This window comes from Tabrizicola sp. (genome assembly GCF_016792905.1).
Classification (GTDB): domain Bacteria; phylum Pseudomonadota; class Alphaproteobacteria; order Rhodobacterales; family Rhodobacteraceae; genus Tabrizicola.
The window spans coordinates 19,886-33,035 of the sequence record NZ_JAEULP010000051.1 but is presented as its reverse complement, the minus strand read 5'-3'; the positions used below and the strand labels follow the sequence as shown (position 1 = coordinate 33,035).

At 66.7% G+C, this 13,150-nt stretch carries 12 protein-coding genes; 11 read left to right on the top strand and 1 reads right to left on the bottom strand.

Translation table 11 applies throughout. The features are described from left to right. Positions 1-83 precede the first annotated feature (83 nt). The 7 genes from JNL31_RS10995 (at position 84) to JNL31_RS10965 (ending at position 6,733) form a co-directional block, all read left to right on the top strand. The gene (locus JNL31_RS10995) at positions 84-986 is read left to right on the top strand and encodes a carbohydrate ABC transporter permease (RefSeq protein ID WP_294973182.1); all 903 of its coding nucleotides are present in this window, start codon (positions 84-86) and stop codon (positions 984-986) included. Between the two features lie 3 nt (positions 987-989). Continuing rightward, a complete protein-coding gene (locus JNL31_RS10990) occupies positions 990-2,075 on the top strand; it encodes an ABC transporter ATP-binding protein (RefSeq protein WP_294973180.1) in 1,086 nt (361 codons plus the stop codon). 12 nt (positions 2,076-2,087) lie between these two features. Continuing rightward, complete coding sequence (locus JNL31_RS10985) at positions 2,088-2,888, top strand: SDR family NAD(P)-dependent oxidoreductase (RefSeq protein WP_294973179.1); 801 nt, start codon at positions 2,088-2,090, stop codon at positions 2,886-2,888. A 13-nt stretch (positions 2,889-2,901) separates the two neighbouring features. Beyond that, positions 2,902-3,942, top strand: coding sequence for an NAD(P)-dependent alcohol dehydrogenase (locus JNL31_RS10980; RefSeq protein ID WP_294973177.1), 1,041 nt, complete (start codon positions 2,902-2,904; stop codon positions 3,940-3,942). Next, positions 3,942-4,901 carry a carbohydrate kinase family protein gene (locus JNL31_RS10975; protein ID WP_294973175.1) on the top strand — a complete coding sequence of 320 codons (960 nt, stop codon included), beginning with the start codon at positions 3,942-3,944 and terminating at the stop codon, positions 4,899-4,901. The genes JNL31_RS10980 and JNL31_RS10975 overlap by 1 nt, the downstream gene beginning before the upstream one ends. A 16-nt stretch (positions 4,902-4,917) precedes the next feature. After that, positions 4,918-5,691 carry an SDR family oxidoreductase gene (locus JNL31_RS10970; protein ID WP_294973174.1) on the top strand — a complete coding sequence of 258 codons (774 nt, stop codon included), beginning with the start codon at positions 4,918-4,920 and terminating at the stop codon, positions 5,689-5,691. Between the two features lie 70 nt (positions 5,692-5,761). Next, positions 5,762-6,733 (top strand): GntR family transcriptional regulator, encoded by a 972-nt coding sequence (locus JNL31_RS10965; RefSeq protein WP_294973173.1) that lies wholly within the window; start codon positions 5,762-5,764, stop codon positions 6,731-6,733. On the opposite strand, the gene JNL31_RS10960 is transcribed toward JNL31_RS10965, so the two are convergent. After that, positions 6,730-8,265: a UxaA family hydrolase gene (locus JNL31_RS10960; protein ID WP_294973171.1), complete on the bottom strand. Its 1,536-nt coding sequence runs from the start codon at positions 8,263-8,265 to the stop codon at positions 6,730-6,732. The two genes, JNL31_RS10965 and JNL31_RS10960, sit on opposite strands and share 4 nt — an antisense overlap. 111 nt (positions 8,266-8,376) lie before the next feature. Between JNL31_RS10960 and JNL31_RS10955 the strand changes: the two genes are divergently transcribed. The 4 genes from JNL31_RS10955 to glp all read left to right on the top strand — a co-directional run bounded on the left by JNL31_RS10955 (position 8,377) and on the right by glp (position 13,138). Next, the gene (locus tag JNL31_RS10955; RefSeq protein WP_294973169.1) at positions 8,377-9,546 is read left to right on the top strand and encodes a fumarylacetoacetate hydrolase family protein; all 1,170 of its coding nucleotides are present in this window, start codon (positions 8,377-8,379) and stop codon (positions 9,544-9,546) included. 197 nt (positions 9,547-9,743) lie between these two features. Beyond that, positions 9,744-11,363: a GMC family oxidoreductase gene (locus JNL31_RS10950; RefSeq protein WP_294973167.1), complete on the top strand. Its 1,620-nt coding sequence runs from the start codon at positions 9,744-9,746 to the stop codon at positions 11,361-11,363. Between the two features lie 10 nt (positions 11,364-11,373). Beyond that, entirely contained in the window at positions 11,374-11,787 is a 414-nt protein-coding gene (locus JNL31_RS10945) for a hypothetical protein (protein WP_294973165.1), read from the top strand. Positions 11,788-11,896: 109 nt separating this feature from the next. Next, the gene (gene glp, locus JNL31_RS10940) at positions 11,897-13,138 is read left to right on the top strand and encodes a gephyrin-like molybdotransferase Glp (RefSeq protein WP_294973163.1); all 1,242 of its coding nucleotides are present in this window, start codon (positions 11,897-11,899) and stop codon (positions 13,136-13,138) included. Positions 13,139-13,150: the final 12 nt, after the last annotated feature.

The window sequence follows — 13,150 nt, the reverse complement described above, 5'->3', positions numbered from 1 at the left end:
GTCATGCTGATCACCGTCATCGCGGTCGTCGTGCCCTACATCTACATGGAGAACTTCCGCAAGGCGAAGGGGAGGGCGCCGGTATGACCGCTGCCACCCCCCGGCACAACCCCAACGCCAACGGGCCGAAACCCACCAGCGTCTCGCTGGGCCGCGTCGGGCTTTATGCCTTCATCATCGTGACCGCGCTCTTCTTCCTGATGCCGCTGATCGTCATGCTGATCACCTCGCTGAAGACGATGGAACAGATCCGGCAGGGGAGCATCTTCGAGCTGCCTTGGTCGCTGAACTTCGACGCCTGGGTCAAGGCCTGGGGCAGCGCCTGCACCGGGCTGAACTGTACCGGCGTCAAGGTGGGCTTCGTGAACTCGTTCAAGATCCTGATCCCCTCGACGATCCTCTCCATCGCGCTGGCGGCCTGGACCGGCTACATGCTGTCCTTCTGGCGGGCGCGTGGGTCGACCGTGATCTTCGCGATCCTGCTGGTCGGCGCCTTCATCCCCTTCCAGGTCTTTATCTATCCGCTGGTCCGCGTCTTCTCGACGGTCGGCCTGTTCGGCACGCTGCCCGGCATCATCCTGATCCATACCGCATTCGGCCTGCCGGTCCTCAGCCTCCTCTTCCGCAATTTCTTCACCTCGCTGCCGATCGACCTTTTCAAGGCGGCGCGGGTGGATGGCGCGGGCATCTGGCAGATATTCCGCCACATCATGCTGCCGATGGCCACGCCGATGGTCGTGGTGGCGGTGATCCTGCAGGTCACAGGCATCTGGAACGACTTCATCCTGGGCGTGGTCTTCGCGGGACCTGCGAACATGCCGATGACGGTGCAGCTCAACAACATCGTCAACGCCACCCAGGGCGTGAAGGAATACAACGTCAACATGGCGGCGACGATGATCACCGCCATCGTCCCCCTCGCCGTCTATTTCCTGTCCGGGCGCTGGTTCGTCCGCGGGATCGCGGCTGGCGCAGTGAAAGGATAGGCCATGGCCGTCGTCCAAGCGAAAAACGTCTCGGTCGCCTTCGGGGCCGTCACGGTGATCGAGGCGCTGAACCTCGACATTGCCGAGGGCGAGTTCATCGTCCTCCTCGGTGCCTCGGGCTGCGGCAAGTCCACGCTTCTGAACTGCATCGCGGGCTTGCAGGAGATTGCCGAGGGCGAAATCTGGATCGGCGCGGACAACGTCACCTGGGCCGAGCCCAAGGACCGCGGCGTCGGCATGGTGTTCCAGTCCTACGCGCTTTACCCCCGCATGACCGTGCGCGAGAACCTTAGCTTCGGCCTGCGCATGTCGAAGATGCCGAAGGCAGAGATCGAGGCGCGGGTGAAGCGGGCGGTCGAAATCCTGCAAATCGGCGCGCTGCTGGACCGCCGCCCCTCCGAGCTGTCCGGCGGCCAGCGCCAGCGCGTCGCCATCGGCCGGGCGCTGGTGCGGGATGTGGATGTGTTCCTGTTCGACGAACCTCTCTCGAACCTCGACGCCAAGCTGCGCACCGAGTTGCGGGTGGAAATCAAGAAGCTGCACCAGGACCTAGGGTCCACGATGATCTACGTCACCCACGACCAGATCGAGGCGATGACACTGGCCGACCGGATCGCGGTGATGAACAAGGGCGTGATCCAGCAATTTGCGGCGCCGAAAGACGTCTACATGCGCCCGGCCAACCGTTTTGTGGCGGGGTTCGTGGGATCGCCCTCGATGAACTTCCTCAAGGCCAAAGTCGCGGACGGTGCGTCGCTGGAAGTGGCAACCCCGGATGGGCGCCGGTTCCCCCTGCAAGGCTATGCGACGGCAGCGCCCTGGCGGGTGGGGCAGGAAATCGAGATCGGCATCCGCCCCGAGCACTGGGTCGTGGGCACCGCCCCCTCGGGCGCCGTGCCGGTGGAGGCGACGATCACCGTCGTCGAACATACCGGGCCGGAGGCGCTGCTCTGGGCGCGGGTCGGCGACACCACGATTTCGGTGAAGGTGGCAGACGACAGCGGCTATGAAGAGGGGCAGGCGCTCAGGGTGCATTTCCTGCCCGCGCAGGCCTCGGTCTTCGATCTGGCCACGGGTGAGCGGCTGTAAGCGAGGGACAGCATGATGAAGACAGCACTGATCACCGGCGGCACTGACGGCATGGGCCGCGTCGTGGCCCCGAAGCTGGCCAAGGCTGGGTTCCATGTGATCGTCCACGGTCGCAGCGCCACTCGCGGGGCCGAGACGGTGGCCGAGATCAAGGCGGCGGGCGGCTCGGCGGAATTCATGCCCAGCAACTTCGCCAGACTGTCCGACATCCGCCGCTTTGCCACCGAGGTGAAGGCCAGGCATCCGAGGATCGACCTGCTGGTCAACAATGCCGGGATCGGCACCGGGCCGGAAGGCGCGCCGCGCGAGACGACCGACGACGGGCTGGAGGCGCGGTTCGGGATCAACTACCTGTCAGGGTTCCTGATGAACCACCTTCTGAAGGATGCTGTCCCGAAGGGTGGGAGGATCGTCAACGTCGCCTCGGACGGGCAGCACGCCATCGACTTCTCCGATCTTCAGGTCGAGAAGGGCTACTCGGGCGAGGCTGCCTATTGCCGGTCCAAGGTCGCGATGATCATGGGCACGCTGGATCTGGCCGAGGAGCTGGCGCCAAGGGGTGTCACCGTCAACACCATGCACCCCAATTCCTTCATGGCCACTACCATGGTCCGGGCGATGGGGCATGAGGTCGTGGAAAGCCTGGAGGACGGCGCCGGGCACCTGTTCGACCTCGCCACCAACCCGAAATTCGACGGCCAGACCGGCCGCTACCTGAACCGGGGCGTGGACATGCCCGCCCATGAGCAATGCTATGATCCGGAGGCGCGGGCCAAGCTGCGCGCCGTGTCTTTGAAACTCGCCGGACTGTGAAGGACTCCCGCCCATGACCAACCACGCCTGCTTCGTGCTTGAAAACCGCAAGATGACCTATGGCCCGGTCGACATGCCGGTGCCGAAGGACAACGAGGTCCTGATCAGGATGAAATACTGTGGCGTCTGCGGGTCGGACGTGCACTTCTACGAACACGGCGAGCCGGAGTTTCCCGATGTCTACCCCTTCATCCTAGGCCATGAGGGCGCGGGCGAAGTGGTGGCGGTGGGCAAGGCTGTCACCACTCACAAGCCCGGCGACCGTGTTTGCCTGGAGCCCGGCATCACTTGCGGCAAGTGCGAATGGTGCAAGGGCGGTCGCTACAACCTGTGCCCGAACGTGGTCTTCCCCAGCGCCCCTCGCGCTCCCGGAATCCTGCGCCAGTATGTGGCACATCCGGCGGACCTTTGCTTCAATCTGCCGGACACCGTGTCGTACGACGAAGGCGCGCTGATCGAGCCGCTTGCCGTTGCCATGACCGCCGCGCGTGAGGCGGGCGCCCGGATCGGCCAGTCGGCGGCGATCCTGGGGTCGGGCTGCATCGGGCTTGTCACCGTGCTGGCGCTGCGGGCGATGGGGATCACCAACATCACCGTGGTCGACCTCTTCGACATCCGTCTGTCGAAGGCGCTGGAACTGGGGGCCAAGACCGTGGTCAACGCCCGCAACCAGGACCCGATCGAGGCGGTCAGGGCCTTGCACGGTGGCATCGGTCCCGACCTCGTCTTTGAAACCGCAGGCAGCACGGTCGCCGCCAGCCAGACCATCGCGATGGCCAAGCGCGGCGGCACGATCATGATCGTCGGCAACGTCACTGGGCAGACGCCCATCGACTTCCAGCTGATGACCAACAAGGAGCTGACCATCAAGTCGAACTTCCGCTATTCGAACATCTACCCGACCTGCATCGACGCGGTGGCGGGCGGCAAGATCGACCTGAAGTCGATCATCTCGCGCTACTACCCCCTCGATCAGGCCCTGCAGGCGTTCGAGGACTGCATCACCGAGAAATCGACCATGGTGAAGGCCGTCATCAAGTTCGAAGGCGCGTGATGGCCGACCCGGAAATCCTCTGCGCCGGGATGATTGTGGTCGACGTTCTGGTCCGGGGCATCAACGGACTGCCGAAGTCGGGCGAGACGGGGTTCGTCCAAGGCATCACGCTGGCGACCGGCGGCGATGCCAACAACGAGGCGGTGGCGCTGGCAAAGCTTGGCAACCGGGTCGGCCTGATCGGCATGGTCGGCGACGACGTGCAGGGCCAGTTCATCCGCGACCAGCTTGCCCGCGCCGGGGTCGGAACCGACGGCCTGTTCATCAAGCCCGGCCAGGCTACGGCAACGGGCGTCGTGATGATCGAGGACGGGGGCGAGCACTGCTTCATCACCCCGCATTCCCGCTCGCATGCCGAGCTTGGGCCGGAACACGTCGACCTGTCGCTGGTGAAGCCCGGCCTGAAGGCGCTGTCCATCGCCAGCCTCTTCACCTCGGAACGCTTCGACCGGCGGGCCGTGGCCGACCTTCTGAGCAAGGCAAGATCGGTCGGCGCCCTCACCTTCGCCGACTTCGTGATGGACCAGCAGGGCTATGGCCTTGACGACCTTGCCGACATCTGGCCGCATCTCGACTGGGTGTTGCCGAGCGAGCTGGAGGCGCAGGTCTTCACCGGCACGAAGGACCCGGCGAGCGTGGCGCAAGACTTCCGGCGGCGCGGTGTCAGGAACGTCGTCCTGAAACGCGGCGCGGCCGGGGCCATCGCCTTCACCGAAGCGGGAACCTTCACCGCTCCCGCCTTCAAGGTCGAGGTCGCCGACACAACCGGCGCGGGTGACAATTTCGTCGCGGGGTTCATCCATGGCATCGTCCACCACATGCCGGTGCCCGACGCCCTGCGCTTTGGGTCAGCCGTCGCGGCGATGTCGGTGCAGGCGGTAGGGGCGGGGGCGGGGTTGAAGGACCTGGCCCAGGTGGGTAGCTTCCTCGCGCAAGACCCCGCCACCCTGACCGACTGACCGACCGGAGACTGCCATGGACCTGCACCTACACGGCAAGACCGTCATCGTGACCGGCGGCGGCTCGGGCATCGGCGCCGCGATCACCGAGGTGCTGGCCGAGGAAGACGCCCGCCCGGTAATCCTCGCGCGCAGGAAGCCAGATGCCGACTGGCTGGTCCGGACCGGCGCCGATTTCCATCAGGCCGAACTGTCGGACGACGCAGCCTGCGCGGCGGCGGTCGCAGCCATCCGCCAGAAACACGGCGCGATCCACGGCCTCGTCAACAACGCCGGTGCCAATGATGGTGTGGGCCTCGACAAGGGGCCGGTGGCCTTCCGCAAGAGCCTCGACCAGAACCTGATCCATTACTACACGATGGTCCACCTCCTCGCCGACGACCTGCGCGCCACCCAAGGGGCCATCGTCAACATCACCTCGAAGACCGCGCTGACCGGGCAGGGCGGCACTTCGGCCTATATCGCGGCCAAGGCGGCGCAACTTGGCCTGACCCGCGAATGGGCGGTGGAGTTCCTGCCGCACAAGGTCCGCGTCAACGCGATCGTCGTCGCAGAAGTGATGACGCCCCTCTACCGCCGCTGGCTTGACACGTTGCCGGACCCGGATGGCGCGCTCCGCCAGATCACCGCCCGCATTCCTCTGGGGCACCGCATGACCGAGGCGCGCGAGATTGCCGATACCTGCGCATTTCTGTTGTCGGATCGCTCGGGCCACACCACCGGGCAATGGATATTCCCGGACGGCGGCTACACCCACCTTGACCGTTCCATAGGGGCCATGGGCGGCTGACCCGCCGGGCAGGCTTGCCGCGCCGCTTCCGGCACGTCTATCCTGTCGTCCCGACAAAGGCCGAAGGCAGATGGAACGACGCAAGGAAACCCTGGCACACCGGATCACCCGGGGCCTGCGTACGGCCATTGCCGGGGGTGAGATCGCGCCGGGCACGGTGCTGACCGAACAGCCGCTCGCGCAGCTCCTCGGCGCCAGCCGCGAACCCGTTCGCACGGCGATCCAGGCTCTGATCGCCGAAGGACTGATCCACCGCGCCGGGCCACGAGGCTACATCGTCGGGCCTGCCGGGGTGGCGGTGCTTCGGCTGCCCTTGGCGGAAAGCCTGTCCGGATTGGCCCTGTTGCAGGAACCCAAGGTCAGCTTCGCCTGGCAGGTGCTGTATGACGAGGTCGAGGCGCGGGTCGTCCATCGTGCGTTCTTCGGGCGCGCCCGGATCAACGAGCATGAACTTGCCCGCCACTACGGCGTCGGCCGGACGGTGGCGCGCGACGTGCTGTCACGGCTGGAAACGCTGGGGATGGTCGAGAAGGACGAAGCCTCGCGCTGGTCGGTGGTGCCTTTGGACGAACGCCGCGTCCGCGAGCTGTACGAACTGCGCGCCCTCCTGGAACCCGTGGCGATCGCCGGGGCGATGGATCACATCGCGCCGGAAGCGCTGGCGGCAATGTCCGTCCGCCATGCCGAGGGGCTGGCCCGCTACCCCGACATCTCCGCCGCCGAGATGTACGGGCTGGAGGTCGACCTGCATGTCACCTGCGTCGGCGCGGGCCCGAACCGCGAGCTGTCGCAGGCACTTCTGCGCAGCCATTGCGTGCTGACGCTGTCGAAGCACACGGTCGGAACCCGCGTCGCCAAACCCCCGCGCGAAGGGCTGTTCGAGGAACATCTCGCCGTCTTCGATGCCATGGTGCGCGGCGACCGGGCGGGCGCGAGTGCGGCCCTGCGCCACCACATCCTCGCCTCGGAAGACAACGTGGTGATGCGGGCCGACCTCGTTCGCCGCGAGGGCAGTCCGGAACCGGCCAGCTTCTTCGGCTAAAGGATCGCGCCGACCTGCCAGGGGACAAACTCGTTGTCGCCGTAGTCGAACTGTTCGCTGAGCGTCTTCTCGCCCGACGCCACGGCAAGGATGCGCTCGAAGATCTTCTCCCCCGCGCTTTCGATGCTCTCGGTCCCGGTCGCGATGCCCCCGGTGTCGATGTCCATATCCTCGCGCATGTGGTCGAACATCTCGGTGTTGGTGGCGATCTTGATCGTCGGCGCCGGTTTCCAGCCCGAGACCGAGCCGCGCCCGGTGGTGAAGCACACCACGTTGCAGCCGCCCGCGACCTGCCCCGTCACGGCCACGGGGTCATAGCCGGGCGTGTCCATGAAGACGAAGCCGGGCTGTTCGATGATTTCGGCATATTCGTAGACGGCTTTCAGCGGCATCGAGCCGCCCTTTGCGACAGCGCCCAGCGACTTCTCCAGGATCGTGGTCAGCCCGCCCTGCTTGTTGCCATAGCTCGGATTGTTGTTCAATTCGGCCCCGTTGCGTGCGGTGTAGTCGCGCCACCAGTCGATGCGCTCCATCAGCTTGTGGCCGACTTCTGGCGTGACGGCGCGGCGCGTCAGCAGGTGTTCAGCCCCGTAGATTTCCGGCGTCTCTGCCAGACAGGTGGTCCCCCCATTCCTGACGATCAGGTCCGAGGCTACCCCCAGCGCCGGGTTGGCAGTGATCCCGGAATAGCCATCCGACCCGCCGCACTCCAGCGCGACCTTCAGTCCCGACAGCGGTTGCTTCGTCCGTCGGGCCGAATTCGCACCGGGCAGCATCTCGCGGATCATGCCGCAGGCGGCGTCGATGGTCTTCCGCGTGCCGCCCATCGACTGGATGTTCAGCGTGCGGAAGCGCTCGCCCTCCTCCAGCCTGTAATGCTCCAGGATCGGCTGGATCTGGTTCGTCTCGCAGCCAAGGCCCACCATGATGATCCCGCCGAAGTTCGGGTGGCGGGCATAGCCCTGGATCGTCCGGGTCAGGTAGCGGTAGCTTTCCGAGCCCGCGCTGATCGCGCAGCCGAGGCCGTGGGTCAGCGCGACCACGCCGTCGATGTTGTCAAAGCCGTCAAGGCCCCCCATCCGGTTGAAATGGTCAGCGATGTAGCGCGACACGGTGGCCGAGCAGTTCACTGTCGTGACGATGCCGATGTAATTGCGTGTCCCCACGCCGCCCGCGCCCCGGTCATAGCCCATGAAGCTGCGGCAGAGGTCGTGGGGCAGCATCCCGGTTTCGTCCCGCTCGACCGCGAACAGGTGCTCGGCGGCGTTCTCGGCCATTGCCAGGTTGTGCAGGTGGACATGGTCGCCCACCGCGATGTCCTGCGTGGCGATGCCGATGACCTGCCCGAACTTGCGCAGCGCCGTCCCGCCGGGAATCGCCCGCAGCGCCACCTTGTGCCCGCGCGGGATCAGCTGGTTGGCGGTCACTCCGGAAAGTCCGGTCGGCTCGCCCTTCGCAATGCGGCGGCGGGCGACGGCGACATCATCGGCAGGGTTCAGAAGCAGGGCTGCGGCGGTTTCGTCCAGTGGCATGAACTCGGCCTTTCTGTCTTTTGCGTGCAAAAGACAGATGATCCTAGACGGAGCCACCGTCAAGCGCTATCACCCCGCCTGACCCCTACTTCCGCTGGAAAGGACCCTGGAATGATCACCGCGTTGATGCTGTCCGCCGAGGAGGTCCTCCCCGAGGATGCAGGCCGTGCCGTCCTGATTGGCCGGGTCTGGGCGGACGCGACAGGCGGGCCTTGCCCGGTGCTGGTCCGCAACGGGCGCCTTCTGGACCTGACCTCGGTTTCGGCAACCATGTCGGGTCTGCTGGAGATTGACGGGATCGCTGGGCAACTGGAGGCGGTTGAAGGGCTGGCGGACCTCGGAACGCTGGACGATGCCCTTGCGGGGCGGGGGCTGCACCTTCTGGCCCCGATCGACCTGCAGGCCGTCAAGGCGGCGGGGGTGACCTTTGCCGATAGCATGGTGGAACGGGTGATCGAGGAGCAGGCCAAGGGCGACAGCGGGCGGGCGCAGGAAATCCGCGACCGGCTGGCCCCGGTGATCGGCGACAGCCTGCGGGGGGTGGTTGCCGGGTCGGAGAAGGCGCGGGAAGTGAAGCGGGTGCTGCAGGGCATGGGGCTCTGGTCGCAGTATCTGGAGGTGGGGATCGGGCCGGATGCCGAGGTCTTCACCAAGGCGCAGCCGATGGCTTCGGTCGGCTGCGGGGCGGATGTGGGGATCCATCCGATCTCGGAATGGAACAACCCGGAGCCGGAGGTGGTGCTGGTGGTTCGCTCGGACGGGGCGATCCTGGGCGCGACCTTGGGCAACGACGTGAACCTGCGGGATGTCGAGGGGCGGTCGGCGCTGCTGCTGGGGAAGGCAAAGGACAACAATGCCTCGTGTTCGGTGGGGCCGTTCATCCGGCTGTTCCACGGCGGGTTCGATATGGCGGCGCTGGAAGGAGTGCGGGTGTCGCTGCGGGTCACGGGCGAGGACGGGTTCGAGATGACCGGGGAGAGCGATCTGGCCGCGATCAGCCGGAAACCGGCCGAACTGGCGCGGCAGATGCTGAACCGGAACCATCAGTATCCGGACGGGGCGGTGCTGTTCCTGGGGACGATGTTCGCCCCGGTGAAGGACCGGCGGGGGGTGGGGCAGGGGTTCACCCATGAGGTGGGCGATGTGGTGGAGATCGCGACGCCCTTGCTGGGGCGGCTGGTCAACCGGGTCCGGCGGACGGATGACTGCCCGGAATGGACCTTCGGGACGCGGGAACTGATGCGGAATCTGGTGGCCCGGGGGCTGGGGGACCGCATCTGACCGCAAGGTGTCCACGGTGGACAGATTTTTCGAGTCAATGAAATCAATGGCTTGTCCGCGGACATTTACTACATCTTAAGAATTTGCCCAGCTTCGATCCAGTCAGGAAAACAGCCCTGACCGGCGAAAGCCATCTTGCGCAAGCGCGACGTGTAGCGCTAAACTATGTCGAGGCGCAGGCCTTCGGGGCGAGAGGCATGAACGCGGGCGGCGGCAAAGACAGCGACGTGACGATCATTGGCGCGGGGCCGAGCGGGGCGATCACGGCGCAGGTGCTGGCCACGGCAGGCATGTCGGTGGTCTGTCTGGAGCAGGGTGAATACCCCGACTATGCCTCGATCAGGTTCGACGAGCCGGGGTTCGAGCTGCGCAAGGACATGGGCTTCGGGTTTAATCCGAACCGGCGCAGGATGCCGTCCGACTATCCGATCAACGCGACGGAATCCGACATCAACCCGCTGATGTGGAACGGGGTCGGCGGCGGGACGGTGATCTATGCCGGGGCCTGGAACCGCTTCCAGCCGTCGAACTTCAAGGTCAGGACGCTGGACGGCGTGGGGGCCGACTGGCCGCTGAGCTATGACGACCTCGCGCCCTACTACGACCGGGTGGAGTTGCAGATGGCGGTGTCGGGGGTCGGCGGCGACCCGGCCTATCCGCATTTCGACCCGCCGCTGCCGCCGCTGCCCCTGGGGGCGATCGAGCGGCGGCTGTTCAAGGCGCACGAGCGGCTGGGCTGGCATATCTGGCCGGGCACCAATGCCATCGCCACGGTGAAACATGCCGGACTGAACCCTTGCGTGAGGCGCGGCGCCTGTTCGGCCCCGGCCTGTTTCGACGGGGCCAAGGCCTCGGTCGACCGGACGCATTGGCCGCTGAACATCAAGCTGGGCGTCAGGCTGGTGCAGCGGGCGCGGGTGATCCGGGTCGAGACCAGCGCCAAGGGGCTGGCGACGGGCGTCACCTATGTCGACCGCGACACCGGCGGGACGCATAGCCAGAAAAGCCGGATCGTGGTGATCTGCGCGAACGGGATCGGGACGCCGCGGCTGCTGCTTAACTCGGCCACATCGCGATCCCCGGCCGGGCTGGCGAACAGTTCGGGTCTGGTGGGCAAGAATCTGATGATGCACCCGTTTACTACTGTCACGGGCCTGTTCGACGAGGTGATGGACAGCTGGCAGGGCACCGCAGCGCAGCGGGCTTATAGCCTGGAATTCGCCGAAACCGGCGCGGACCGGGGCTTCCATCGCGGCGCGAAGCTGATGCTGATGCCGACGGGATCGCCCCTCGGGGCCATCGGCGCGCACCCCTGGGGGGCCGAGACGGAATGGGGCGAGGCGTTCCACAAGACGGTCTACAAGCGCTTCGGCCGGTCGGCGATCTGGGACATCATCGCCGAGGACCTGCCCTTCGAGCACAACCGGGTGACGCTGGACCCGGAGCTGAAGGACGACGACGGCATTCCCGCGCCCAAGGTCACCTACCGCTATGACGCGGGCATGTATCGCTTGCAGAAGTTCATGCAGGAGAAGGCGATGATCTCGATGCGCGAGGCGGGCGCCTACGAGACGATGGCCGCGCCGCCCTTGAAGGAGACCGGCTGGCATATCCTGGGCACGGCGCGGATGGGCGAGGACCCGGAGACATCGGTCGTCGATGGCTATGGCCGGGCGCATGACGTGCCGAACCTGTTCGTCATCGACGGCAGCGTGATGCCGACCTCGGGCGCGGTGAACCCGACGGCGACGGTCGCGGCGCTGGCCTTGCGCAATGCGGAGGCCATCGTGCGGAACCGCCATGGGCAGGCGTTCTGAGGAGGGGAGCATGGCGATCAGTCATCAGGATGTGGCGGCCCGGCTTGACTGGCTGTGCGACGCGATGATTCCGGGCGATCCGGGACTTGGCTTCCCCTCGGCCCCTGCGGTGGGGGTGCAGGACCGGCTTCTGCCGATGGTGCTGAAGACCCGGGCAGACCTCGCGCCCGGGTTCCTGGCCGTGGTCGCGCGCTTTCCCGCCGAACCGCCCGCCGATCCGCTGGCGCCGGTGCGGGCACTGTCGGTGGAGGACCGGGCGCTTCTGGGGCGCTTCATCGCGGGGGCCTATCTGGCCAGTCCGGAGGTGATGCGGCGGCTGGGCTATCCCGGGTTCGAGGCGCTGACGACCGAGGTCGACTACGACGAGATCATGGCGGCGGTCGAACCGGTCATGGCCCGGGGCCCCTGTTATCGAGGAGTCTAGCGCCCCGGTGCGCTACTGCGCGGCCGACTTGATGTCAGCGTTATATTCAGCGAAAAATATCGGGAGCAAGGCATGGATCGGGCAGGTGATGGCCAAATCTTCCGGGGCGGTGGGACGTTTTCGTCTGGATGACGCGCTGGCGTTCCTTGAGACCTATCCGTTCAGCAGGGTGGGCGCAGAGCGCGTGACGGCGGAGGCCGCGTGCGGGCGCTGGCTGCGGTCGGACGTCGTTGCCCCGGGCAGCCTGCCGCGGTTTGACTGCGCGGCAATGGACGGATTTGCGCTGCGGTCCGCCGACGCGCTGGAAGGCAGGGCGGTCAGCCTGCATGTGTCGCAGGTGATCATGGCCGGACGCCTGGGGCAGCCGGTTGCCGCGGGCGAGGCCGCGCGCATCTTCACCGGGGCTGCGATGCCACCGGGTGCGGATTGCGTGGTGATGCAGGAAGACGCGGAGCTGCGCGGGACCGAGGTCACGTTATGCCGCAAGCCGGGCGTCCGGCGCCATATCCGGCCGGTGGGCGAGGACGTCCGCCGCGATGAGCTGATCCTGTCGGCAGGGCACCGGCTTGGACCCGGGGAACTGGCGCTGCTGGCGGCGCTGGATGTGGCGACGGTGCAGGTTTCCAGGGCGCCAAAGGTGGCGCTGATCTCGACCGGCGACGAACTTGCCGCGCCGGAGCGCGAGCTGGGCCCCGGGCAGATTCGCGACACGAATCGTCCGCTTCTGGCGCGGCTGCTGGCGGGCTGCGGGGCCGATGTCACCGACCTGGGGATTTGCGCGGATGAACCGGAGCATCTGCTGCGGCGCCTGACCGAAGCGGCGCCTGGGCATGACCTGATCGTCAGTACCGGCGGGGCCTCGGTCGGGCTTGCCGACCATATGTCGGGCCTGGTGGCGCGACGCGGGGCCGTCGAGTTCTGGCGGTTGCAGATGCGGCCGGGCAAGCCGGTTGGTTTCGGCGACATCGACGATTGCCCGGTGCTGGTGCTGCCGGGAAACCCGGTGGCGGCGCTGGTGGATTTCATCCTGATCGGGCGGATGATCCTGGCGCGGCTTCTGGACCTGCCGCTGCCGCTTTCACCGGCGTGGCGGCTGCCGCTGGGCCGAGCCCATGCCAAGCCTGCGGGCCGCACGGATGTGCTGCTCGGGCGGATCGAGACCGGGCCGGAGGGAAGGAGTTGCGCCATGCCGCTGGTGCAGCAGGGCTCGGCCAATGTCGCGGCGCTGGCGCGGGCCGAGATCCTGATCGTGCTGACCCCCGACATGACGGAGATCGCGGAGGGCGGGATCGTCGAGGTGGTGCCGATCCGGGACGGCGTGCCCCGGCGTGTCGGGCGACCGCCCGTCTGAGGTGGCGCCGGA

Coding starts and splice junctions, on each gene's coding strand:
- JNL31_RS10960 (WP_294973171.1), bottom strand. CDS start 8,265: ATGCCACTGGACGAAACCGCCGCAGCCCTGCTTCTGAACCCTGCCGAT.
- JNL31_RS10975 (WP_294973175.1), top strand. CDS start 3,942: ATGGCCGACCCGGAAATCCTCTGCGCCGGGATGATTGTGGTCGACGTT.
- JNL31_RS10985 (WP_294973179.1), top strand. CDS start 2,088: ATGATGAAGACAGCACTGATCACCGGCGGCACTGACGGCATGGGCCGC.
- JNL31_RS10990 (WP_294973180.1), top strand. CDS start 990: ATGGCCGTCGTCCAAGCGAAAAACGTCTCGGTCGCCTTCGGGGCCGTC.
- JNL31_RS10970 (WP_294973174.1), top strand. CDS start 4,918: ATGGACCTGCACCTACACGGCAAGACCGTCATCGTGACCGGCGGCGGC.
- JNL31_RS10955 (WP_294973169.1), top strand. CDS start 8,377: ATGATCACCGCGTTGATGCTGTCCGCCGAGGAGGTCCTCCCCGAGGAT.
- JNL31_RS10980 (WP_294973177.1), top strand. CDS start 2,902: ATGACCAACCACGCCTGCTTCGTGCTTGAAAACCGCAAGATGACCTAT.
- JNL31_RS10995 (WP_294973182.1), top strand. CDS start 84: ATGACCGCTGCCACCCCCCGGCACAACCCCAACGCCAACGGGCCGAAA.
- JNL31_RS10945 (WP_294973165.1), top strand. CDS start 11,374: ATGGCGATCAGTCATCAGGATGTGGCGGCCCGGCTTGACTGGCTGTGC.
- JNL31_RS10950 (WP_294973167.1), top strand. CDS start 9,744: ATGAACGCGGGCGGCGGCAAAGACAGCGACGTGACGATCATTGGCGCG.
- JNL31_RS10965 (WP_294973173.1), top strand. CDS start 5,762: ATGGAACGACGCAAGGAAACCCTGGCACACCGGATCACCCGGGGCCTG.